Annotated in this window: 21 protein-coding genes; 12 read left to right on the plus strand and 9 right to left on the minus strand. The window is 72.1% G+C overall.

Annotation, left to right across the window (positions count from 1 at the left end):
* The first annotated feature begins 40 nt into the window (after positions 1–40).
* On the plus strand, positions 41–922 hold the full coding sequence (locus tag AMK10_RS28525) for an esterase/lipase family protein (RefSeq protein WP_073751218.1): 882 nt from the start codon (positions 41–43) through the stop codon (positions 920–922).
* Positions 923–971: 49 nt separating this feature from the next.
* Here the strand turns inward: AMK10_RS28525 and AMK10_RS28530 are convergent, their stop codons facing one another.
* Positions 972–2,015: a lytic polysaccharide monooxygenase auxiliary activity family 9 protein gene (locus AMK10_RS28530; protein ID WP_073751220.1), complete on the minus strand. Its 1,044-nt coding sequence runs from the start codon at positions 2,013–2,015 to the stop codon at positions 972–974.
* A 193-nt stretch (positions 2,016–2,208) separates the two neighbouring features.
* Positions 2,209–2,952 carry a hypothetical protein gene (locus AMK10_RS38290; protein WP_241839706.1) on the minus strand — a complete coding sequence of 248 codons (744 nt, stop codon included), beginning with the start codon at positions 2,950–2,952 and terminating at the stop codon, positions 2,209–2,211.
* A gap of 266 nt (positions 2,953–3,218) precedes the next feature.
* Here AMK10_RS38290 and AMK10_RS28540 point away from each other — a divergent pair, with 266 nt between their 5' ends.
* Positions 3,219–3,944 (plus strand): DUF4232 domain-containing protein, encoded by a 726-nt coding sequence (locus tag AMK10_RS28540; RefSeq protein ID WP_073751222.1) that lies wholly within the window; start codon positions 3,219–3,221, stop codon positions 3,942–3,944.
* 66 nt (positions 3,945–4,010) lie between these two features.
* A complete protein-coding gene (locus AMK10_RS28545; RefSeq protein WP_073751224.1) occupies positions 4,011–4,535 on the plus strand; it encodes a GNAT family N-acetyltransferase in 525 nt (174 codons plus the stop codon).
* 28 nt (positions 4,536–4,563) lie between these two features.
* Here AMK10_RS28545 and AMK10_RS28550 read toward each other — a convergent pair whose 3' ends face one another.
* Together AMK10_RS28550 and AMK10_RS28555 are read right to left on the minus strand one after the other, a co-directional pair.
* Positions 4,564–6,138: an alkaline phosphatase D family protein gene (locus tag AMK10_RS28550; protein WP_079180903.1), complete on the minus strand. Its 1,575-nt coding sequence runs from the start codon at positions 6,136–6,138 to the stop codon at positions 4,564–4,566.
* Between the two features lie 131 nt (positions 6,139–6,269).
* Positions 6,270–6,968, minus strand: a complete 699-nt coding sequence (locus tag AMK10_RS28555; RefSeq protein WP_073751972.1) for a response regulator — start codon at positions 6,966–6,968, stop codon at positions 6,270–6,272.
* 133 nt (positions 6,969–7,101) lie between these two features.
* Here AMK10_RS28555 and AMK10_RS28560 point away from each other — a divergent pair, with 133 nt between their 5' ends.
* From AMK10_RS28560 to AMK10_RS28575, 4 genes are read left to right on the plus strand one after another with little or no spacing between them, the layout of a single operon-like run.
* A complete protein-coding gene (locus AMK10_RS28560; RefSeq protein WP_073751974.1) occupies positions 7,102–8,085 on the plus strand; it encodes a Bug family tripartite tricarboxylate transporter substrate binding protein in 984 nt (327 codons plus the stop codon).
* On the plus strand, positions 8,082–8,612 hold the full coding sequence (locus tag AMK10_RS28565) for a tripartite tricarboxylate transporter TctB family protein (RefSeq protein WP_073751226.1): 531 nt from the start codon (positions 8,082–8,084) through the stop codon (positions 8,610–8,612). Before AMK10_RS28560 ends, AMK10_RS28565 begins: the two co-directional genes overlap by 4 nt.
* A 3-nt stretch (positions 8,613–8,615) precedes the next feature.
* A complete protein-coding gene (locus AMK10_RS28570) occupies positions 8,616–10,103 on the plus strand; it encodes a tripartite tricarboxylate transporter permease (protein ID WP_073751228.1) in 1,488 nt (495 codons plus the stop codon).
* A 34-nt stretch (positions 10,104–10,137) separates the two neighbouring features.
* Positions 10,138–11,613 carry a trifunctional class I SAM-dependent methyltransferase/NUDIX hydrolase/VOC family protein gene (locus AMK10_RS28575; protein WP_073751230.1) on the plus strand — a complete coding sequence of 492 codons (1,476 nt, stop codon included), beginning with the start codon at positions 10,138–10,140 and terminating at the stop codon, positions 11,611–11,613.
* 31 nt (positions 11,614–11,644) lie between these two features.
* Here AMK10_RS28575 and AMK10_RS28580 read toward each other — a convergent pair whose 3' ends face one another.
* Positions 11,645–12,982: an amidohydrolase family protein gene (locus AMK10_RS28580; protein ID WP_073751232.1), complete on the minus strand. Its 1,338-nt coding sequence runs from the start codon at positions 12,980–12,982 to the stop codon at positions 11,645–11,647.
* A gap of 505 nt (positions 12,983–13,487) precedes the next feature.
* Here AMK10_RS28580 and AMK10_RS28585 point away from each other — a divergent pair.
* Positions 13,488–14,519: an isopenicillin N synthase family dioxygenase gene (locus tag AMK10_RS28585; protein WP_073751234.1), complete on the plus strand. Its 1,032-nt coding sequence runs from the start codon at positions 13,488–13,490 to the stop codon at positions 14,517–14,519.
* Between the two features lie 279 nt (positions 14,520–14,798).
* Here AMK10_RS28585 and AMK10_RS28590 read toward each other — a convergent pair whose 3' ends face one another.
* A complete protein-coding gene (locus tag AMK10_RS28590; RefSeq protein WP_073751236.1) occupies positions 14,799–15,968 on the minus strand; it encodes a nitrate ABC transporter substrate-binding protein in 1,170 nt (389 codons plus the stop codon).
* Between the two features lie 300 nt (positions 15,969–16,268).
* On the opposite strand from AMK10_RS28590, the gene AMK10_RS28595 reads away from it, so the two are divergent.
* Both AMK10_RS28595 and AMK10_RS28600 read left to right on the plus strand, forming a co-directional pair.
* Positions 16,269–17,132, plus strand: coding sequence for an ABC transporter ATP-binding protein (locus AMK10_RS28595; RefSeq protein WP_241839707.1), 864 nt, complete (start codon positions 16,269–16,271; stop codon positions 17,130–17,132).
* Positions 17,129–18,076: an ABC transporter permease gene (locus AMK10_RS28600; RefSeq protein WP_079180905.1), complete on the plus strand. Its 948-nt coding sequence runs from the start codon at positions 17,129–17,131 to the stop codon at positions 18,074–18,076. Before AMK10_RS28595 ends, AMK10_RS28600 begins: the two co-directional genes overlap by 4 nt.
* Before the next feature lie 31 nt (positions 18,077–18,107).
* Here AMK10_RS28600 and AMK10_RS28605 read toward each other — a convergent pair whose 3' ends face one another.
* A complete protein-coding gene (locus AMK10_RS28605) occupies positions 18,108–18,470 on the minus strand; it encodes a hypothetical protein (RefSeq protein ID WP_073751240.1) in 363 nt (120 codons plus the stop codon).
* A 221-nt stretch (positions 18,471–18,691) separates the two neighbouring features.
* On the opposite strand from AMK10_RS28605, the gene AMK10_RS28610 reads away from it, so the two are divergent.
* Positions 18,692–19,351, plus strand: a complete 660-nt coding sequence (locus AMK10_RS28610; RefSeq protein ID WP_073751242.1) for a GntR family transcriptional regulator — start codon at positions 18,692–18,694, stop codon at positions 19,349–19,351.
* A 12-nt stretch (positions 19,352–19,363) separates the two neighbouring features.
* Here the strand turns inward: AMK10_RS28610 and AMK10_RS28615 are convergent, their stop codons facing one another.
* Entirely contained in the window at positions 19,364–19,864 is a 501-nt protein-coding gene (locus tag AMK10_RS28615) for a DUF402 domain-containing protein (RefSeq protein WP_073751244.1), read from the minus strand.
* Entirely contained in the window at positions 19,845–20,765 is a 921-nt protein-coding gene (locus AMK10_RS28620) for a GNAT family N-acetyltransferase (RefSeq protein ID WP_073751246.1), read from the minus strand. The genes AMK10_RS28615 and AMK10_RS28620 overlap by 20 nt, the downstream gene beginning before the upstream one ends.
* Positions 20,766–20,858: 93 nt before the next feature.
* Here AMK10_RS28620 and AMK10_RS28625 point away from each other — a divergent pair, with 93 nt between their 5' ends.
* Positions 20,859–21,233: a GntR family transcriptional regulator gene (locus tag AMK10_RS28625; RefSeq protein WP_073751248.1), complete on the plus strand. Its 375-nt coding sequence runs from the start codon at positions 20,859–20,861 to the stop codon at positions 21,231–21,233.

The following is a 21,233-nucleotide window of genomic DNA, read 5'->3' on the forward strand; positions in this document are numbered from 1 at the left end:
CCGACATCGCAACTCCCTTGAGCCGCAAGGAGAACACCCGATGCTGCCCTGGACCCGTGCCCGCACCCCACGCGCACGCCGCCTGCTCGCCGCGCTGCTCCTCACCCTCGCCGCGCTCGCCGCCCCCACGGCGACCGCGACCGCGGCCACGACCGCCTCCCCGTCCCGTGGCTGGAACGACTACTCCTGCAAGCCCTCCGCCGCCCACCCCCGCCCCGTCGTCCTCGTCCACGGAACCTTCGGGAACTCGGTCGACAACTGGCTGGTCCTCGCGCCGTACCTCGTCAACCGGGGCTACTGCGTCTTCTCGCTCGACTACGGCCAGCTCCCCGGCGTGCCGTTCTTCAACGGACTCGGCCCGATCGACAAGTCGGCCGGACAGCTCGACGTCTTCGTCGACAAGGTGCTCGGCGCCACCGGCGCACCCGAGGCCGACCTCGTCGGTCACTCCCAGGGCGGCATGATGCCCAACTACTACCTGAAGTTCCTCGGCGGCGCCGACAAGGTGAACGCCCTCATCGGGATCGCCCCCGACAACCACGGCACCACGCTCCTGGGACTCACGAAGCTGCTGCCGTACTTCCCCGGGGCCGAGGACCTGCTCACGGCGAACACCCCGGGTCTCGCCGACCAGATCGCGGGATCGGCCTTCATCACCAAGCTCAACGCGGGCGGCGACACCGTGCCGGGCGTCCGCTACACCGTCATCGCGACCCGGTACGACGAGGTCGTGACCCCGTACCGCACGCAGTACCTGAACGGGCCGGACGTACGCAACGTCCTGCTCCAGGACCTGTGCGCGGTCGACCTGTCCGAGCACGTCGCGATCGGGACCATCGACAGGATCGCCTTCCACGAGGTGGCGAACGCCCTCGACCCGGCGCACGCCACCCCGACGAACTGCGCCTCGGCCATCGGCTGAGCACGCGCTGCCGGTCCCCCGGTCGCCCGGGGGACCGGCGGTCGTCGGATCAGGCGCGGTGCGCGCCGCCCGCCGACCGGCGCCGCACCGAGACGAACAGGGCGCTCGCGCCGAGGGCCAGCGCGGCGGCTCCGCCCATCGCGAGGTACGAGGTGCTGCTGCTGCCACCCGTCTCGGCGAGGACGTCGCCGGCGGGCGCGGCGTCCGCCCGGGGCGCGGCGACGTTGTTCGGCTCGGGGGCGTTGGCCCCGGTGTCCTCGGCCGGGGCGGCCGCCTCGGTCACCTCCGCGTTGGTCGCCGCGTCGTCGTCACCGTGCCCGTTGTGCTCGACGGACGACTTGTCGGCGCCCGCGTCGATGTCCTCGTCGGACGGGGCGGACGCGGCCGGCGCCGGCGCCTCCTCGGCGGTGTCGCCCTCCGTGCTCGCGCCGCTTCCGGTGCTCCCGCCTCCGAAGACCACGTCGGAGCAGGCGTAGAAGGCCTCGGGGGAGTCCGACCGCTGCCAGACCGTGTAGATCAGCTGCCGCCCGGACGCCTGTGGCACGGTGCCGTCGAAGACGTACGACCCGTCCTGCAGCGTCGGGTCGGTGGCCGTGGCGAACGGCTTCTCCTGGAGGTCCGACCACTTCAGGGGCTGCGTGGGGTCGTAGCTCGCCTTGGTCAGGTACAGCTCGAACTTCCCCTTGTGCGGGGCGGTGGCCCGGAACTTGAAGGTGTGGCTGCCCGCCTCCATGGGCGTGGACGGCCAGTCGGCGCGCGGGAGGTCGAGCCCCTTGAACTTGTCGTTGGCCGCGCTGCACAGCTTCCCGTCGGGAATCAGCTGACGGTGGTTGCCCGCCGCGTTGGCGATGTTCACCCCGTTCCAGTCGTACAGCGCCTGGGTGCCGCCCGCCGCCACCGCCGCCTTGCACGCCGCGGACTGCGGGTTCTCCGGCCCCTCCGCGAAACAGGCCGAGACCCGGCTGACCGGGTCGCTCAGCGAACCATGGGCGGCGGCCGGGGCGGCGGAGAGCCCGGTCAGCGCGAGCGGCGCGACACCGAGCGCGACGATGCTTCCGGCGAGCCTGCGGCGGGTGGTGGTGATGACGGCCATGGTGGTGGTTCTCCTTCGGCGACACGGCTGTTGACCAGGTCTGGTGATCAGCAAGCTAGTCGCCGTCAGGAGGTGGATCGGGGCTGAAAAGGCGCAGGTGGGGATCGTTATGGTGCTCTTAAGGAAGGGTTAGGAGAGGGCTCAGGAAGGCGGCCCGCGAAGCCTGTCCGCCGCGGGTGGGGGGCCGTGTGTGTCATGCGTCCGGCACGGGCCACCGCACCTTCACCTCCTTGCCCTGCCAGGACGACAGGACGGAGACCTCCGCGTCCGGAGCCAGCCGCAGGCCGGCCAGGGCCAGGAAGTCGGGCAGGGTGATCTCCCCGTCGTCGGTCCCGTCCTCCCAGAGCGTCCAGAGCCTCGACTCCTCGCCGTCCCAGGTGTCGGTGTCCGCGCTCGGGTGCTGTTCGACGGTGCCCTCGCCGTGCCTGTACCGGAAGTAGAGGTACTGGCCCTCGGTCGTCCACGCGTCCCACTGCGAAGGGGAGGCCAGGCAGGTCCGGACGACCCGGGCCAGCGTCACGTCCTCGTACAGATGGGCTTCGACGGCGCCCAGGTGCTGGTCGTGGGCGACGACGAGCCCGCCGTCGAGCGCCAGTACGCGGACGTTCCCTCCGGGGAAGTGGAAGGTGAGGCCGGCCACCCGGTCGACGCCGTCGTGCCGGTGGCGGATCTCCCGGACCGAGCGGATCGGGGAACCGGTGAAGCGGGCCATCGCGTTGTCCGGCGCCTCCTCCTCCGCCGCCGGAGTGCCCTCGCCGGGCAGGACGGCGGCCGTCAGCGACAGGGTGTCCCCGTGCGGCTGGAGGCTGACCGGCCCCTGCCCCTCCGTGTGGAGCACCAGGCGCGACGGACTCCCGCCCGGACCGGTCCGCGAGAGGGCCGCGCCCAGCAGCTGCTTGCCGAGCAGATCGGAGAGGTACGGTTCGTCGTCGTCCATCCGCCGATGGTCGCACCCGCCCCGTCGCGCGGAAACCGGATTACGCGGTGATCCGCCCGGACCCGCTCCTGACCAGCAACGATCACGTGGGCGCGCCCCGTCGGGACACTGCGCCCGGCCATCGTCACGCTACGGCCGCCGATTCATCCGAGGGCTGTAACAACCTCGGCTTTCGTGTTACGCGACCGGCCGACGCGATCAGAATGACTGCGTCGCATGCAGACCGACCGGTCCTGCGGGCTGGTCACGGGGGAGTGGGAAAAGGCATGAACTCGAAGACAGCCAGAACCGGTTCGGTACGCAAGGGACTGCGGGGCGCCCTCCTGGGGACGGCCCTGGCCGCCGCCCTGCTGGCGACCACCGCGTGCCAGTCCTCCGAGGACGACGGCAAGGCCGCCTCCCCGGGCTCCGCGTCGGCCGGGGCGAGCAAGCCGAAGAACGCCGAGCCTTCCAACGACTCCGGGACCGGCACTGTCAGCCCCGCTGACGAGACGTCCGGGGACAGCGGCGAGACCAACGGCGGCAACGGCACCAGCCATCCGGACTGCGTGGTCACCGACCTCGTCACCGCGGTCGAGCTCCAGGACCCGGCGGGTGAGACGCCCCGGCACTTCCTGCTGACCGTCACCAACGGCAGGAGCACACCGTGTGTCCTCAACGAAGCACCGCTGGTCCGGCTGGCGGCAGGCAACGACGCCTCGGTCGTCGAGTCGCTCGGAGAGCCGGACACCGAGCCCGTCGTCGTCGAAGGAGGCGGCAAGGGGTACGCCGGTCTCTATGTCTTCGGCAACGACGAGGGCGGCGAGGCGGAGTACGACCAGGCCGACCGGTTCACCGCCACCCTGGTCGCCGGTGAGGGCACCGAGCACAACGGCACGCTCGTCTTCGACCTGCCCGACGGCCTCGACTCCGTCTCCTACGACGACGCGGCACGGGTGAACGGCTGGGCCGGCACCGAGGGACTGGCGATGCGCCCGGTCAACCAGCTCTGACCGCCCCACGCACCGGCGTGGGCGCCCTCGTACAGGCTGCCGTTCCGACCGACGTACCGTGACACCATGCACAGCACCACGATCCGACTGATCGAGCCCGCCGACGCCGCGCCGATAGCCGCGCACCGGGTGCGGGACGTCGAGGCCTTCCGGCCGTGGGAACCGGACCAGCCGGCCGGCTTCTTCACCCCGGAGGGCCAGGAGGAGCGGATCGACGGCCTGCTGGCCGGACACCGGGCCGGCACGGTCTGGCCCGGTGCGGTCCTCGCCGACGGCCGGGTGATCGGGCAGGTCACCGTCGGGGGCATCCTGCCCCAGCCGCATCTGCGCCGCGGCTCCGTCGGGTACTGGATCACCGGCGCCGCCCAGAACCAGGGGCACGCGGGGCGCGCCGTGGAGCTCGTCCTCCGGGTGATGGCGGACGAGCTCGGGCTGCACCGCGCCGAGGCGTCCACCAACCTGGCGAACCTGCCCTCGCAGCGCGTGCTGCGCCGCAACGGGTTCAGCCCCTACGGCGTCTCCCACTCCTCGATCCTTCTCGACGGGAGCTGGCGTGACGCGCTGCTCTGGGAACGCATCCTCGGGGACTGAGCGTGTCCCCGGCCCCGGTGGCGCCCCGTCAGACCTGGACGCCCGGCGTGCCGTCCTCGACGACCACGCTCGCGCGGGTGCTGATCGTGGCGTCCGGCTTCGTCACGAACGGCAGGACGCGGAAGTCGCTCGTCCACCGGTCCCGGTCCACCGTGACGCGTACGTAGCCGCGCTGGCTGTTGAAGAACTTCATGTGCGGGTTCGCCGCGAGGAACGTCTCGCCCTGGGCCGTCATGTCGGCGCCGTCGCCGCCGCTCGTGATCGAGGTGCCCACGAACTCCGAGCCGACGGTCGCCGATCCGGGGTCGGCGTAGTCGCGCTTCAGGTCCCAGGCGTAGTTCTGGTGACGGTCGCCCGTGATGACGACCAGGTTGCGCACCCCGCGGGTGTCCGCCTCGGCCAGCAGCCGGTTGCGCTCGGCGACGTAACCGTCCCACGGGTCCATCCAGACCGTCGTGCCGGGACCCGGGTCGTGGTCGGTCTGGCCCATCGGGGCCTGGTTGCCGAGGATCTGCCAGCGTGCCTGCGAGCGGCTGAAGCCCTTGAGTACCCAGTCGCGCTGCCGGGCCCCGAGCAGGGTCCGGTCCGTGTCGAAGCGGTCCGCGCAGTCGGCCGACACCCCGTCGCCGCACGGCTGGTCGTCGCGGTACTGGCGGGTGTCGAGCATGGTGAAGTCGGCGAGCCGGCCGTAGGAGAGCCTGCGGTACATCTGTACGTCGGGGCCGTCCGGCAGCTGGGTGCGGCGCAGCGGCGCGTGCTCGTACAGCGCCTGGAAGGCGGCGGCGCGGCGCAGCAGGAAGGTCTCCGGGTCCTCGTTGTTCTCGGACGTCTCGTCCGCCCAGTTGTTCTCCACCTCGTGGTCGTCGAACGTCATGATCCACGGGAAGTTCGCATGCGCCTCGCGCAGCGGTGCCTCGGACTTGTAGAGGCCGTACTGGAGGCGGTAGCGGGCGAGGTCGAGGGTCTCCGTGTGGAACTTCGGGTCGGTCGTCACGCCCCGCTTGTTCGTCTTCACGCCCGACTCGTAGAGGTAGTCACCGAGGTGCACCACCAGGTCCAGGTCCTCCTGCGCCATGTGGTGGTACGCCGTGAAGTAGCCGTCCTGCCAGGCCTGGCAGGAGGCGAAGGCGAACTTCAGCTCGCGGGGGGAGTCCGAGGGGGCCGGGGTGGTGCGGGTGCGCCCCACCGGGGAGATCGCCGAGCCGGCCCTGAAGCGGAACCAGTACGTGCGGTCGGGGGCGAGCCCGTGCACCTCGGGGTGGACGGAGTGCGCCAGTTCGGGAGTCGCCACGACACTGCCGCGGCGCACCACGCGGCGGAACCGCTCGTCGAGCGCCACCTCGTACTGGACGCGGACGGGCGTGGCGGGCATCCCGCCGAGGCCGTCCTGTGCGAAGGGCTCGGGGGCCAGACGTGTCCACAGCACGACGCCGTCCGGCCTCGGGTCGCCCGACGCGACACCCAGGGTGAAGGGATCTCCCTTCAGGGCGGGCGCGGCGTACGCCGACCGGGTGTCCCACGCCCCCGTCCCGAGCATCAGCGCGACGGCTGCCGCCCCGCCGTAGCCGAACATCTGCCTGCGGGACACGGAATTCGCGATCACGGGTCCGTCCTCCTCGGTCGAGTGCGCCAACCTCGGAAACGGTGCCGGGAGTTGATGTCATGCTCACGCGCAGCGCATGGCCGGGGGCCGAGCGGTACATGAACAGGACAGCCATATGGGGACCGGGCCGCTCAGGACACCGCGCGGTAGCGCCGCTCGGGGCGGCCCGTCCCGCCGTAGCGCAGCGACACCTCGGCGCGGCCCGTCTCCGCGAAGTACTCCAGGTAGCGGCGCGCGCTGACCCGTGACAGGGCGCCCGCCTCGGCGCACTCGGAGGCGGACAGGCCCGCCGGGTGTTCCCGCAGGACGCGCTCCACCAGTTCCGCGGTGCGGACCGCCAGGCCCTTGGGGAGCTCGCGGGAGCCCGGGGGGCGGGTGCCGAAGATGCGGTCCACGTCCTCCTGGCGGGCCTCCTGGCACGCCTCGTCCAAGGCGTCCAGACGGTTGCGCAGCGAGGCCACGTGCTGCAACTGCTCCTGCAGGGCCGTGCGGTGGAAGGGCTTGATCAGATAGTGCAGGGCGCCGGCCCGCAGGGCGGCCCTGACCACCCCGGCGTCGCGGGCCGCCGTGATGAAGAGCGCGTCGGCGCTGTGCCCGGCCCCGCCCCGCTCCTCCTCCGCCCGCAGCTCCCGCAGCACCTGGATCCCGTCCATGTCGGGGAGGTAGATGTCGAGCAGGACCAGGTCGGGGCGCAGCAGCCGGGCCGCGCGCAGGGCCTCGGTGCCGGTGTGGGCCACGCCGACGACCGTAAAACCGTCCATTGCGGACACGTAGCGGCTGTGGAGCTTCGCGACCATGAAGTCGTCGTCCACCACCAGCACTTTCGTCACGCCGGACACGGTAGGGCGCGACCACAACGACCACAACGTCCATTGGTTCCGGAACGGCGACAGCCCGTTTACGCGCAGGCAACATGTGGGCCACCTCACATCCGTCCCCACCCAGCTCGAAAGGCGGCATCCGGTGCGACTGCGCACTCCACTCGCCCTGTTCGGGGCAGCGCTGCTGGTGGTCGTCGGGCCGCCGCTGCTCTCCACCGGCAGCGGTTCCGACACCGGCACGCAGATCCCGGGACTGCGCCTCATGGTCCCCAACACACCCGGCGGCGGCTACGACATCACCGCGCGCACCGCGGCGAAGAACGCCGAGGACGCCGGACTCACCCACGGCATCGAGGTGTTCAACCTGCCTGGTGCGGGCGGCACCGTCGGGGTGACCCGGCTCGCCGCCGAGCACGGCAACGGCAAGCTCGCCATGTCCATGGGCCTCGGCGTCGTGGGCGCGGTCCACACCAACAAGTCGCCCAGGACCCTGGCCGACACGACCCCGATCGCCCGGCTCACCGAGGAGCAGGACATCGTCGTCGTCGCCAAGGACTCCCCGTACAGGACGATCGGCCAGCTGCTCACCGCCTGGAAGAAGGACCCGGGAAAGATCCCGGTCGGCGGCGGTTCCTCACCCGGAGGACCCGACCACCTGGCGCCGATGCTGATGGCGAAGGCCGCCGGGATCGCGCCCAGGCAGGTCAACTACATCCCCTTCGACGGCGGCGGCGAACTGCTCGCCTCGATCCTCGGCGACAAGGTCGGCTTCGGCGTCTCCGGCGTCGGCGAATACCTCGACCAGATCGAGGCCGGTGAGCTGCGGCTGCTCGCCGTCACCGGGCCGAAGCGGGTCCCGGGCCTCGACGCGCCCACCCTCCGCGAGGCCGGACTCGACACCGAATTCACCAACTGGCGCGGCATCGTCGCCCCGCCCGGACTCTCCGACGCCGAACGGGACAAGCTGATCGGGCTGGTGAGCGAACTCCACGACTCGAAGCAGTGGCGCGACTCCATGAAGAAGAACGGCTGGGACGACGCCTTCCTCACCGGCGACGACTTCGGTGACTTCCTGGACGGCCAGGACCGCCGTGTCGCCACCGTCCTCAAGGAGCTGGGACTGTGAACGACCCGAGCACCTCCCCCCGGCCCGGCACCGCCCGCGCCTGGCTGCGCGAGCACTCCGAACTCGGCGTCTGCGTCATCCTGCTCGTGCTGGGCGTCCTCGTCCTGACCGACGCCCTCACGATGAGCGTGGACATCACCCAGCGGGGCCCCGTCGGCCCCAGGACCGTCCCCGTCGTGGTCGGCACCGGACTGCTGGCCGTCGCCGTGCTGCTGGCCGTCGACGTCCTGCGCGGCGGTCGCGGCGAGGCGGAGGGAGGCGAGGACGTCGACCTCGCCGAACCCGCCGACCGGCGCACCGTCGCCCTCCTCACCGGCGTCTTCCTCGCCTTCGCCGTCCTCATAGGCCCGCTCGGCTTCCCCGTCTCCGGCGCCCTGCTCTTCTGGGGCTCCGCCTACGCACTGGGCAGCCGCCACCACGACCGCGACCCGCTGATCGCGGCCGGACTCTCCCTCGCGACCTACTTCGTCTTCGACAACCTGCTCGGGGTGCCCCTCCCGGGCGGCCCGCTGATGGGGGTGCTCTGACCCGTGGATTCCCTCAACTCCCTGATCGACGGCTTCGGTACGGCGCTCACGCCCGTCAACCTGCTCTGGGCCGCGCTGGGCGTGCTCCTCGGCACCGCGATCGGCGTGCTGCCCGGCATCGGACCCGCCATGGCCGTGGCGCTGCTGCTTCCCGTGACGTACGGGCTCGAACCGACCGGCGCCTTCATCATGTTCGCCGGGATCTACTACGGCGCGATGTTCGGCGGCTCCACCACCTCGATCCTCCTCAACACCCCCGGGGAGAGCGCGGCCGTCGTCGCCGCGATCGAGGGCAACCCGATGGCGAAGGCCGGACGCGGCGCCCAGGCGCTCGCCGCCGCGGCCATCGGACACTTCGCGGGCGGCATGATCGGCACGATCCTGCTGGTCGTCCTCGCCCCGACCGTCGCCTCGCTCGCCGTCGACATCGGCGCGCCCGACTACTTCGCGATCATGGTGCTGGCCTTCATCGCCGTCACCTCCGTCCTCGGCTCCTCACGGATCCGCGGCCTCGCCTCCCTCCTCATCGGCCTCACCATCGGCCTCGTCGGCCTGGACCAGATGACCGGCCAGCAGCGGATGACCTTCGGCTCGCTCCAACTGGCCGACGGCATCGACGTGGTGATCGTCGCGGTCGGCCTCTTCGCCATCGGCGAGGCACTCTGGGTCGCCGCCCATCTGCGCCGCACCACGGGCAGGCCCATTCCCGTGGGCCGCCCCTGGCTCGGCAGGTCCGACGTCCGGCGCACCTGGAAGTCCTGGCTGCGCGGCCCCTTCATCGGCTTCCCGTTCGGCGCGATCCCGGCGGGCGGCGCGGAGATCCCGACCTTCCTCTCGTACGTCACCGAGAAGCGGCTCTCCAAGCACCGGGACGAATTCGGCAAGGGCGCCATCGAGGGCGTCGCGGGACCGGAGTCCGCGGCCTCCGCGTCCGCCGCCGGGACCCTGGTCTCCATGCTCACCCTCGGCCTGCCCACCACGGCCGTCGCCGCCGTCATGCTGGCCGCCTTCCAGCAGTACGGCATCCAGCCCGGCCCGCTCCTCTTCGAGCGTGAACCGGAGCTGGTCTGGGGGCTGATCGCCTCGCTCTTCGTCGGCATGGTGCTGCTGCTCGCGCTGAACCTGCCCCTTGCGCCGGTCTGGGCGAAGCTGCTGCGCATCCCGCGCCCCTATCTCTACGCGGGCATCCTGTTCTTCGCCGCCGTCGGCGCGTACGCGGTCGGCGGGGAGGCCGCCGACCTGGTGATCCTCCTGGTGATCGGTCTGATCGGCTTCGGGATGCGGCGGTACGGGCTTCCCGTGCTGCCCGCGATCATCGCCGTCATCCTCGGCCCGTCCGCCGAACAGCAGCTGCGGCGCGCCCTCCAGATCAGCGACGGACGTGTGAGCGGTCTGGTCGACACCCCCTTCTCCGTGACCGTGTACGTGATCGTCGTCCTGATCCTGCTCTGGCCGCTGGTGAGCAGGGTGAGGGGACGGAACAAGGCGTGACGGACTGTCGGCGGCGGCTGCGACAATCGTCGGTATGACCACGACCGACTGGGACGCCGCCGCCGAATCGTTCGACGACGAGCCCGACCACGGGCTCCTCGACCCCGTGGTCCGCAGCGCCTGGGCCCGGAGGATGGAGACCTGGCTGCCCGCCGCGCGCTCCGCGGTCCTCGACCTCGGATGCGGTACGGGCAGCCTCTCCCTGCTCGTCGCCGGGCAGGGACACCGCGTCACTGCCGTCGACCGGTCCCCGCGCATGGTGGAGCAGGCGCGGGCCAAGCTGGCCGGCACCGGCACCGAGGTGCTCGTCGGCGACGCGGGGCACCCTCCCGTCGGCAAGCAGCGGTTCGACGTGATTCTCGCCCGGCACGTGGTGTGGCTGCTGCCCGACCCCGAGGCCGTCCTCCGGCACTGGTTCTCGCTGCTGAGGCCGGGCGGGCGGCTGGTGCTGATCGAAGGCGTGTGGAACGGCACCGGGCTCTCCGCCGCCCGCCTCACCGAACTCCTCGCCGCGCACACCGAGCGCGTCCACCACGAGCCGCTCTCCGGCGACCCGCTGCTCTGGGGCAAGGAGGTCGACGACGAGCGGTACGCCCTGGTCGCCCGCGCCGAACCCCCGCGCCGGCACAGGGAGGTCGTCGACGTCCACCTGATCCTGCGCCGGGGCCCGGACGTGCTGCTCGCCCGGCGCGACGGCACGGGATACGCCGACGGGCTGCTCCACGCCCCCTCCGGCCACGCGGAGGACGGCGAGGACGTCCGGGAGGCGATGATCAGGGAGGCGGCCGAGGAGATCGGCGTCGAGCTGGACCCGGACGAGCTCCGGGTCGCCCTGGTCATGCAGCACAGGGGCCCGGGCGGCAACCCCAGGATGGGCTGGTTCTTCGAGGCGGACCACGATCCTTCGCGCCCGCCCCGCAACGCGGAGCCGGACAAGTGCTCCGAGCTCGCCTGGTTCCCCCTGGACGCGCTGCCGGACGACATGGTGGCGTACTGCCGCGCCGCACTCGACGGTTACCGCGCGCAGGAGCGCTTCCTGATCCACTGGCACGAGGACGGCGACCCCGTCGCCCACGCCCCGAGCGGGCCGCGCCGCGTCGTTCCGTTGCCGGTCGCGGGACCCCGCACCGGCCGGGTGCACCACATCGAGCTGTGGGTGCCCGACCTGGCCCAGGCCGAGGCGGAGTGGGGCTGGCTGCTGGGCGAGCTCGGCCATGTCCCGTACCAGCACTGGGCGCACGGCCGCAGCTGGCGGCGCGGCGACACCTATGTGGTGGCCGAGCGCTCACCCGACCTCACGGACACCACCCACGACCGGCTGCGCCCGGGCCTCAACCACCTGGCGTTCCACGTCGAGGACCGCGCCACCCTCGACGCCCTGGTGGCGCGCGCCCCCGCACACGGCTGGCGCCCGCTCGTGCCCGGAGCCCGCCCGCAGGAGAGCAGCGGGCACCACACGGCGTGCCTGGAGAACACCGCGGGATACGAGGTGGAGCTGGTCGCCCCCTGAGGGCGCCCCGCCCGTACGCCCCCGGGCCGGGTCAGCCCACCGGCACGGGCGCGCTCCCGAGCAGCCTCGCGACGAGGTCCTCCTCCGCGATCCGGGTGCTGCGCCCGTCGACGACCACGGCCTCCCCGTCGACGAGCACCGCCGCGACGGTCCGGCCCCCCGCACAGGTCAGCAAGGTCGCGCCGGGATCGCGCACCGGGAGCACCGCGTAGTCGCGGGAGAAGCGGTGCAGCACCAGGTCGGCCTGCACACCCGGCACGATCCCGAGCGGCCTGGACTCCAGCCCCAGGGCGGCGTTGGCCCCGTCCGTACCGATCGCGATCATCTCCTCGAAACCCAGCAGATCGGCCTGGCGGCGGGAGGCCCGCTGGAGGTAGGAACCGATCCGCAGGGCCTCCATCGCGTCCTGTGTGTCGTTGCTCGCCGCACCGTCCACGCCGATGCCGACCCGGAGGCCCGCCGCGAGGAATTCCGGGACCGGAGCGATGCCGCTGCCCAGCCGCATGTTGCTGAGCGGGTTGTAGGAGACGGCCACGCCGTGCGCGGCGAGGGCCCGCTGCCCGGCCGCGTCGAGTTCGACGCAGTGCACCGCCAGCAGCCTGTCCCAGAGGAAGCCCGACTCCGCCAGATACTCCACCGCGCCGAGCCCCGCGTGCTCACGGCACATGACCTCGTCGGTCGGGGTCTCCAGCAGATGCAGGGAGACCGGCATGCCACGCTCCTCGGCGAACGCCCGTACCTCCCGCATGCCGTGAGGTGTCAGCGTGCGCGGGTTGGGGACCGCGAGGCCGACACCGATCCGGGTGGAGCGCGCGGCCGCGGCGAGCGCGTCGGTGTGCGTGAAGACCTCGTCGAGAGGTTGCATCAGCCGGGGGTCCATGCCCCAGCGGCGGGTCGGGTCGGGCCGGTCGCACACACCCCGGCCGAGCACGGCGCGGATGCCCGAGTCGTCCAGGGCGCGCAGCACGGCGTCGTGGACCTCGGTCGAGGGGTGGGGCCACATGTGCTCGACCAGGGCGGTGGTCCCGCTGCGCAGTGCCTCCAGCGCCGCCGCCGCGGCGGCCGTGTACGCCTGCTCGGGGGTGAGGTCCACGGTCTCCTCACCGACCAGGTGCAGCCAGGCGAGCAGCGGCTGCCCCTCACCGATGCCGCGCATCCGGGCCTGGTGGAGATGGGTGTGCGTGTTCACGAGCCCAGGGATCAGATGGCCGTCCGAACCGTCCAGGACGCGCGCTCCCTCCGGTACGGGCACGCTGCCGGTGGGCCGGAGCGCGGCGACCCTGCCGTCCGCGATCTCCACGTCCTGCCCGGGCAGCCACGCGCCCCGGCTCCACACGGTGACGTCGGTGACGAGGTCGATGTGCGTCACGGCGCCACCCCCTCATGGCCGCGAGCGGTGCGGTGCCCGGGGCGGGCGGGGTACGGGACGAGGCAGCCGTGTGCCATCGCTCCTCCTCGAATCGACGCAGGGGAAGGGACGGCTGGTTCGCGAAGCCGGCGCCCGGCGAGGTTCCCGCGCGGGGTGGCGGCGCACACCGGCCGTTGCAGCCATGACCGGTGTGGCCCCGACGGTAGACACCTTTTGTTTCCGCCCCGTTGCGCGCCCGCGACGCGTCACCGCCGCCGGATCGGAACATGTGCGTAACGCGCCGATACGCGTCCGCAACACGCTCCGGGCAGGCTCGGACCCATCGCGTACGACCCAGGTCGTGCCAGCCGCGCCCCCGGTTCCCGGCCCTCATGGCCTCCGGCAGGCGCAGCCGCGGTCCCGTACGGACCCGGGCAACCGGTCCCGTCCGGCTGCGGACGAGGAGCAGGGGCGGTGACTGCACCTCGCACCCACATCCGCGAGCAGCGCACAGGGAGACACCGCGATGGGACAGGACACCCAGCACACCGCTCCGCCCGGACCCGCCACCGCCGCCATGGTCGAACTCGACCGGGAGTCGGCGATGGGCGGGCTCGGCGCGGAGACCGCACGACGCGAGATCCGCCGTATCGACCTCACCGGCTTCGAGGAGCGGCGCGCCGAGATCACCGACCAGCTCTGGGAGGCCGCCACCGACATCGGGTTCTTCCAGATCACCGGGCACGGCATCACCCCGCAGGAGACCGACGCCGCCTTCGAGGCCGCGGCGGCGTTCTTCGCCCTGCCCGCCGCGACCAAGCAGCGGTACACGATGGCGCCGGGCACGAACGCGGGCTGGGAACACCGCAGCCAGGTGCGGCCGTCGGTCGGCATCCCCGACGAGAAGGAGTCGTACCAGCTCACCCGGCCGCGCATGGAAGGGCTGTGGCCCGCCGACGAGGAGGCGGCCGGCTTCCGCGACACCGTCCTCGCCTTCGAGTCGCACTGCCGGGAGGTGGCGATGCGGGTGCTGTCCTGCTTCGCCGACCGGCTCGGCATGGAGCGGGACTTCTTCGCCCGCGCCCACGATCCGCTCAGCGCCGGACACCAGTCGACGCTGCGCCTGCTCCACTACTTCGAGGCGCCGAAGGCCCCGGACGGCTCCGGGGTGTGGTGGCGGGCCGGCGCCCACACCGACTTCGACTGCCTCACCCTCCTCTTCCAGCGGGAGGGCCAGGGCGGCCTCCAGGTCTGCCCGGGCGCCGAGCGCGACGCCCAGGAGTGGACCCCGGTACCCGCCACCGCCGACGCCATCACCTGCAACATCGGGGACATGCTGATGCGGTGGAGCGACGACCGGCTGCCGTCGAACTTCCACCGGGTCAAGGCGCCCGGCCCGGGTGACGACCACGGGGCACGCCAGTCCATCGCCTACTTCGCGCAGGCGGACCGGGACGTGCTCATCGAGAGCCCGCAGGGGCTGTACCCGCCGATCACGGCGGGCGACTACATCAAGCAGCGCATCGCAGCGAACTTCGCCGGCGCCCCGCGCGACTGACCCCCGGCCGTATACGGCCCGGTGGGTGAAGGCCCCGCGGCACGTGGTCCCCGAGGACCACCGCCGCGGGGCCTTCTCGCGTGCCCCGGCCACGGAAGGCCCATGCGCACGATCGCCGCGAAGAGCCGCGAAGAGCCGCGAAGAGCCGCGAAGAGCCGCGAAGAGCCGCGAAGAGCCGGGACGGCCGGGAAGAGCCGCGCGCACCGGCGCCGGGGCCCGTGCCCGCGCGGTTCGCGCGGTACGGACCCCGGCGTGAGGGGACGGGGTGCGGATCCGGGGTCAGCCGATGCCGACGGAGTGATCGGTGTAGGCGTCGGAGAAGACGTCCCCGGGCTTCAGCCCCGTCGGCACGGCGGACCCCTTCTCCCTTATCACCGGCGCGAGTTCACCGACGAACGAGGCCACGCGCTTCATGTCGTACGTCCCGAGCGAACCGTCCGCCTCCTCGGCGATCAGGCCCTCGTCCTTCAGGAACGCCGCGCTGTAGTCGGCCTCGCCCTGGGTGTACGGAGAGTAGGAGCTGTCCTGCGCGACCACGTCGACGATGGTCCTGTTCGCGGCCTTCGGGGAGCCGATGTAGGCGGCGCCCGCCTTCTGCACGATCGGGACCAGCTTCTCCAGACAGGGCGCCAGCTTCTCCAGCCGGTCGGCGCGGACCGTGAGGTTGGACGCGTAGATGTCGTAGCCCGCGTCCTTCAGGAGCTGGAACCCCACCTTCCTGCCCCAGGCCGGCGTCTCCTTCTCGTAGGTGTACGGCTCCGAGTTCGCGAAGCCCTGCTGGACGACCTCCGGGTCGCCGACGAAGCGGGCCGGGTTGCCGTCGTAGCCGGTGTCGAGCTGCTTCTTCTTCACCAGGCCCTTCGCGACCAGCCAGTCCGGGTAGAACTGGTCCTTGGAGACCAGCACCGTCGCCCCCGAGCCGGCCAGCGAGCCGAGGGTCAGCCCCGGATGCGCCGACGGATCCCACATCAGCATCGCCGGGCTGTACTTGAGCAGCGGGGTGACACCCACGACGCGCTGGGTGCCCGAGGCCGCTATGAGCTGGTCGGAGTGGACGAGACCGAGGTGCACGGAGTCGTCGGCGTACATCTGGGAAGGCACGGACTGGAAGCCGATGGCCGGTCCGCCCGCCTTGAGCGTCAGATCGACGCCCGTGTCCTTGCCGCCCGCCACCAGGGGGCCCGTCACGGACTTGTCGGAGCTGTCGACCCGGTAACCGGGGCCCAGCATCTCGAAGAGCGCGCCCATGTCGGACTGGGGCTGCCACTGGAGCTGGACGACGACGGTGGAGGGACAGACCCCGTCGAGCCGGTCGGCCGCCGCGGCGGGCGCGATGTCGACGGACGCCGTGGCCGAGCCGCCGCCTCCCTCTCCGCAGGCCGTGGCGGCCAGGAGCGGGCCGAGAGCGAGGGCGAGTGCGCCGAAGCGGCGGAACGTCATGGGCCTCATGCGGTTCTCCAGGGAAGGTCGCGCCGGAAGGGGCGGGATTCGGATGCGCCGGGGGGCGAGGTCGCGGTCGGCAGGGGAGTGACCGACTGCCTCGATGCGCCACTGTGGCCGAACCCTGTTACGACGTCATTACATGCAACCAGTTGGATTCTGTCGTTCTGGAAAGTTGATTGCATGTTCTGTCTCGGAGGCGAGTGTTGGTCGCCCGGTGAGCTCGTATCTCGCTTCAACTTGGGATTATCTGGGATCTGGGCGGCCGCGTCACGAGAAGTTAACGCGAGTCTTCTTGTGTCGGGTTACATGCAGTTCCAGACTGGCAGACATTCCGGCGCCCCGGTCTCCCCGGTGGCGCCGGGACCCCGCCACCAGCAGAACGGAGAGCCCGTGCACCTCGTCGACACCCTGCGGAACGTGGACGCCAGCCATCTGATGAAGGGGGTACGGGTCTCGTTCGACCACGTCGGTGTCCGCTATCCCACCGGCACCCAGGCGCTCGACGACGTCACCCTCGCGGTGCCGGACGGCCAGTTCACCGCCATCGTCGGACCGTCCGGCTGCGGAAAATCCACCCTGCTGCGCCTCGCCGCCGGACTGGAGAAGCCCACCGCCGGCTCCGTCGCCCTGGACACCTCCTCCGTCGGATTCGTCTTCCAGGAGGCGACGCTCCTGCCCTGGCGCACGGTCAGGCGCAACATCGGCCTGCTCGCCCGGCTGGCGAAGGTCCCGAAGGCGGAACGTGAGGCGCGCGTCGACGCCGTCATCGACGCCGTCGGCCTCGGTGACTTCGCCGGCCAGCTGCCCCGCGCACTCTCCGGCGGTATGCGCATGCGCGTCTCGCTCGCCCGGGCCCTCGTGCTCCGCCCCGATGTGATGCTGCTCGACGAACCCTTCGGCGCCCTCGACGAACTCACCCGCCAGGACATGCAGGTCGAGCTCCTGCGCCTGTACGAACAGAGCCGGTTCACCGCCCTGTTCGTCACCCACTCCGTGGCCGAGGCCGTCCTGCTCGCCCAGCGCGTCGTCGTCATGTCCCCGCGCCCCGGAAGGATCGCCGCGGTCGTCGACATCGACCTGCCCGCTGCCCGGGGCCCCGAACTCCGCTACGACCCGCGCTACGTCGAACACGTCGCGGCCGTCTCCGCACTGCTCCAGGAGGTCCGATGACCAGCACAGCCGCCCCCACCGGCACGGCACCCGCGCCCTCCGCCGAACGGGCCGCCGAAGAGCCCTCCGAGAAGCCCACCGGGAAGCCGGCCGGTAATCTCACCGCGCGCCCCTCCGAAGAAGCCCCGGCCGCCGCCCCCGGCTCACCCTCCCGGGCGCGCCGGGCCCTCGCCGCCGTCGCGGTGCCCGCGCTCGCCCTGGCCCTCGGCATCGGGGTCTGGTACGCCGTCAGCTATCTGCTCCTGGACCCCGCCCGGCGCTTTCTGCTCCCGCCCCCGCACCAGGTGGTCTCCAGGTCACTCGCCGATCCCGTCCATCTGGAACCCATGCTGCAGGCCCTCGGGGTGACGGCCAGGATCGCCGCCATCGGCTTCGTCCTCGCCGCACTGATCGGCATCGGCACCGGCTCACTCATGAACCAGGCCCGGTGGGTCGAACGCCTCGTCTACCCGTACGCCGTCATGCTCCAGGTCATCCCCGTCCTCGCGATCGTCCCGCTCATCGGCCTGTGGTTCGGCTTCGGCACCGGCTCCCGGGTCATCGTCTGCGTGATGATCGCGCTGTTCCCCGTCATCACCAACACCCACTTCGGCCTCCGCTCCGTCGACCGGGGCCTGCACGAGCTCTTCACCCTCGGCCGGGCCTCCAGGCTCCGCCGCCTCGTCAGCCTCGAACTTCCCGCCGCGCTGCCCTCGGTGTTCACCGGGCTGCGCATCGCCTCCGGGCAGGTCGTCATCGGCGCCATCCTCGGCGACATGTTCTTCGCCAAGGGGGAGCCCGGCATCGGAACCCTGCTCGACACCTACCGGGCGACCCTGCGCTCCGAGGACCTCATCGCCGCGATCGCGCTCGCCTCGCTGTTCGGCATCGCGGTGTACACCGTCTTCACGCTCGCCTCACAGGCCGTCGTGGGCCGCTGGCACAGCTCGGGCGACCGCCGCTGAGACCGTGTCGCCAGCCGCCAGCCGCCAGCCGTCAGCCCGTGCGATCCGGTGACAACAGCCACCGCCACCGCGGCTGTTCGGTGACGAGCACCGAGGCCGCCAGCACGGACACCGGGACCGCCGCCCAGGCGGGCCAGGCCAGCCACGCGAAGACCACGGCCGCCGCGAGCTGGAGCAGGACCAGCAGCACCGTGACCGGGCCCGGCACCGCCACGATCACCTGCGCCTTGTCGCCGGGGGTCGAGAAGACCGTGGGCAGACCGATCAGGAGGAGGACGGCCACGACGGCGAGGACCCAGGAGTACGCGGCCAGTGCCCAGGGGGTCGCGACCCAGGCGACGAGTTCGGCGGAGAAGCGCAGGACCGACGCGGCGCGGTCGGGCGGTCGTTCCATGAGAGTCCCCCGGGTCACTGGTTCCGATGAGCGACAGCAACCTACAGCCCGGCGCGCGAGCCCGCAGGGCCACGCAACCCGTCAGCCGGCCGGGCGCACTATGCTCGGCCCCGGAACGTGAGGGACGACCACCCCGCATGACCACCACACCGGCACCCACCGTCCCGGCGCCGGGACGCAGACCCGCACGCCCGGCGGCCGGCACCGCGCCCAGGAGAACCATGACCCTCGACAGCGGCGAACTCCTGGCCGACGCGGTCTACCAGCGCCTGCTGGACCGGATCTTCGGCGGCGACCTCGTCCCCGGCGCCCCGCTCAGCGTCCCCGCGCTCGCCGCCGAGATGGACGTCAGCCGCAGCCCCGTACGCGAGTCGGTCCAGCGCCTCATCTACGACGGCCTCGCCGTGCACATCCCGCACGCCGGAGCGAAGGTCGCCCAGCTCGACCAGGAGTCCGTCTTCGCCGTGCTCCAGGTCCGCGAGGTGCTGGACGGCCTGGCGGCGAGGGAGGCCACGCTCCGCGCCCGTACGAGCGATGTCGCCGTCCTCGAAGCGCTCGTCGCACAGCAGGAGGCGCTGCTCGGCGAGGCCCCCGACCCGCAGCGCGAGGCCGCTCTCGACCTGGAGTTCCACACCGCGATCCGGGCGCTCGCTGCCAACACCGCCCTCAGCGACGCCCTGCACCGCCTCGACGCCCAGGCCCATCTCTACCGCTCGGCCCTCTGGTCCTCGCAGCACAACAGGGAACTCGCCCTGCGGGAACACCGCACCATTCTGGCCGCCATCGACGCGGGGGACGCGCCCACCGCCCAGACGGCGGCCGCCGCCCATGTCGCCGCCCTCACCGTCCGGATGCGCCGCTGGACGGCCGAGAGGAGCTGAGCCGGGCCCGGATCAGCGCACCAGCCCAGCCAGACCCTCGGTGCGGGCCAGGTGTTCCAGCTCGTCCAGCGCCCGGACGGCCGCCTCGGCCGCCGCCGGGTCGCGGTCGGCGAGGCCGCTCTCCTCGAACTCGTCCTCGTCCAGACGCAGTACGGACGAGCGGTCCGCCGACACCCACAGGTCGAGATCCAGGTCCTCGACCAGGAGCTCCGCGCCACGCAGCACGGCGGGCCGGGTGATGTCGCAGTACCAGCCCTTCAGCTCCCCCTCACCGGTGCGGACCTCCTTCACGGCGTACCACCGGTCGCGCCAGTAGTGCTCGGTGAAGACATCGCCCGGCTCGAAACGTACGAAGCCGAAGTCCCGGACCCCGGGGGCCGCCCAGGGAGCGCGGACGGTGATCCGGGCCCCGTCGTCGCGCACCTGCTCGGCCGGGTAGCGGATCTTGGTGCGGCCGGCCTTGACCAGGGCGACCGTCACCGTGGCCGGGGAGTCAGACGAGTTCGCGGACATGACGTACCTCCGTGGCGCAGATCTCGTAACCGAACCCCCGGTTGATGGCCAGCATCGGGGTGTTGCCGGCGTCGTTGCCCGTGTAGGCGTCGGTGTATCCGGCGGCCCGCGAGCGGTGCAGCGAGTCGTTCTTGGCGAGCTTGGCCAGACCTCGTCCGCGGAAGGCACGCACGGTGCCGGTCATGCCCGACCAGTAGCGGGTGCGGCCGTCGGTCTGCGCCACGCTGAACGCCGCGACCTTCCCGTCGACCACGACGACCGAGGTGAGCTCGTGGTCCAGGCCGGGCGCCCGCCAGGTCATGCTGAGCCAGCCCTCGTAGTCGGAGAACTCCACCGGGACGTCGCTCGGTTCGTCCGCCGTTGCCTCCGCGTCGGCCTCGAACAGCGGCCGGGGATCGTCCTCGAAGTCGGCGCCCGTGCGCAGCTCCACCCCGGCGGGCAGTTCCGGGAGCGGCGGCAGCGTGCCGTTCGCCAGGTCGAGACGGGAGAAGTGAGCCTGCCTGCGCGGCGCGTAACCGCGCTTCTCGGCGAACGCGCGGTTCGCCGGCTCGTCGAGCACCCAGCTGTACACGGCCCTCGCACCGGCAGCGGTCAGATGCTCCTCGGCGGTCCGCACCAGCAGCGACCCCGCGCCCCGGCCCGTCCTGCCCGGAAGCACATACGGATTGCAGAACCCCTGGCCGGGCTCCGTGCTCTCGTGGGAGATCCCCACCTGCGCGGTGCCGATCATCTCGCCGTCCTCCTCGGCGACCAGGAGCCGGAAACGCCGGTCCGGAGGGGAGTTGGCCAGATCGCTCAGGACCTGCTCCGGAGTCGTCACCATGAACGGGAGCGCGGCACGCCGCACCCGTACCCAGTCATCCGCGTCGCCGGGCAGGAAGTCACGCACGAGAACGGTCATGGGCCGGACGCTAACGCGGTGCGCGGCCAGGCCGCCTCCGAATTTCCGGCGGCGCCACGGGTCGCGCCACGCGGGGTGCGAGAGAATCGGCGCGTGACCCTGAAGATCGCCGTTGACCCGGACTCCGCCACCGCCCCGTACGAGCAGCTGCGCGCCCAGCTCTCCGAACAGGCCCGGTCCGGTGCCCTGCCCGTCGGCTACCGGCTACCGACCGTGCGCGGCCTCGCGGGCGAACTGGGCCTCGCCGCCAACACCGTGGCCAAGGCCTACCGCGCGCTGGAGACCGACGGGGTGATCGAGACGCGGGGGCGCAACGGGACCTTCATCGCCGCCGCGGGCGACGCGGCCGCCCGCCACGCGGCGACGGCGGCCCAGGAGTACGCCGAACAGGCCCGGCGCCTCGGTCTGTCCCGTGCCGACGCGCTGGCCCTCGCCGAGGACGCCGTACGGGCGGCCTACGGGAGCTGA

The organism is Streptomyces sp. CB02058 (genome assembly GCF_001905505.1).
Lineage (GTDB): Bacteria > Actinomycetota > Actinomycetes > Streptomycetales > Streptomycetaceae > Streptomyces.

Coding starts and splice junctions, on each gene's coding strand:
- AMK10_RS28525 (WP_073751218.1), top strand. CDS start 41: ATGCTGCCCTGGACCCGTGCCCGCACCCCACGCGCACGCCGCCTGCTC.
- AMK10_RS28530 (WP_073751220.1), bottom strand. CDS start 2,015: ATGGCCGTCATCACCACCACCCGCCGCAGGCTCGCCGGAAGCATCGTC.
- AMK10_RS38290 (WP_241839706.1), bottom strand. CDS start 2,952: ATGGACGACGACGAACCGTACCTCTCCGATCTGCTCGGCAAGCAGCTG.
- AMK10_RS28540 (WP_073751222.1), top strand. CDS start 3,219: ATGAACTCGAAGACAGCCAGAACCGGTTCGGTACGCAAGGGACTGCGG.
- AMK10_RS28545 (WP_073751224.1), top strand. CDS start 4,011: ATGCACAGCACCACGATCCGACTGATCGAGCCCGCCGACGCCGCGCCG.
- AMK10_RS28575 (WP_073751230.1), top strand. CDS start 10,138: ATGACCACGACCGACTGGGACGCCGCCGCCGAATCGTTCGACGACGAG.
- AMK10_RS28585 (WP_073751234.1), top strand. CDS start 13,488: ATGGGACAGGACACCCAGCACACCGCTCCGCCCGGACCCGCCACCGCC.
- AMK10_RS28590 (WP_073751236.1), bottom strand. CDS start 15,968: ATGAGGCCCATGACGTTCCGCCGCTTCGGCGCACTCGCCCTCGCTCTC.
- AMK10_RS28595 (WP_241839707.1), top strand. CDS start 16,269: ATGCAGTTCCAGACTGGCAGACATTCCGGCGCCCCGGTCTCCCCGGTG.
- AMK10_RS28600 (WP_079180905.1), top strand. CDS start 17,129: ATGACCAGCACAGCCGCCCCCACCGGCACGGCACCCGCGCCCTCCGCC.
- AMK10_RS28605 (WP_073751240.1), bottom strand. CDS start 18,470: ATGGAACGACCGCCCGACCGCGCCGCGTCGGTCCTGCGCTTCTCCGCC.
- AMK10_RS28610 (WP_073751242.1), top strand. CDS start 18,692: ATGACCCTCGACAGCGGCGAACTCCTGGCCGACGCGGTCTACCAGCGC.
- AMK10_RS28615 (WP_073751244.1), bottom strand. CDS start 19,864: ATGTCCGCGAACTCGTCTGACTCCCCGGCCACGGTGACGGTCGCCCTG.
- AMK10_RS28620 (WP_073751246.1), bottom strand. CDS start 20,765: ATGACCGTTCTCGTGCGTGACTTCCTGCCCGGCGACGCGGATGACTGG.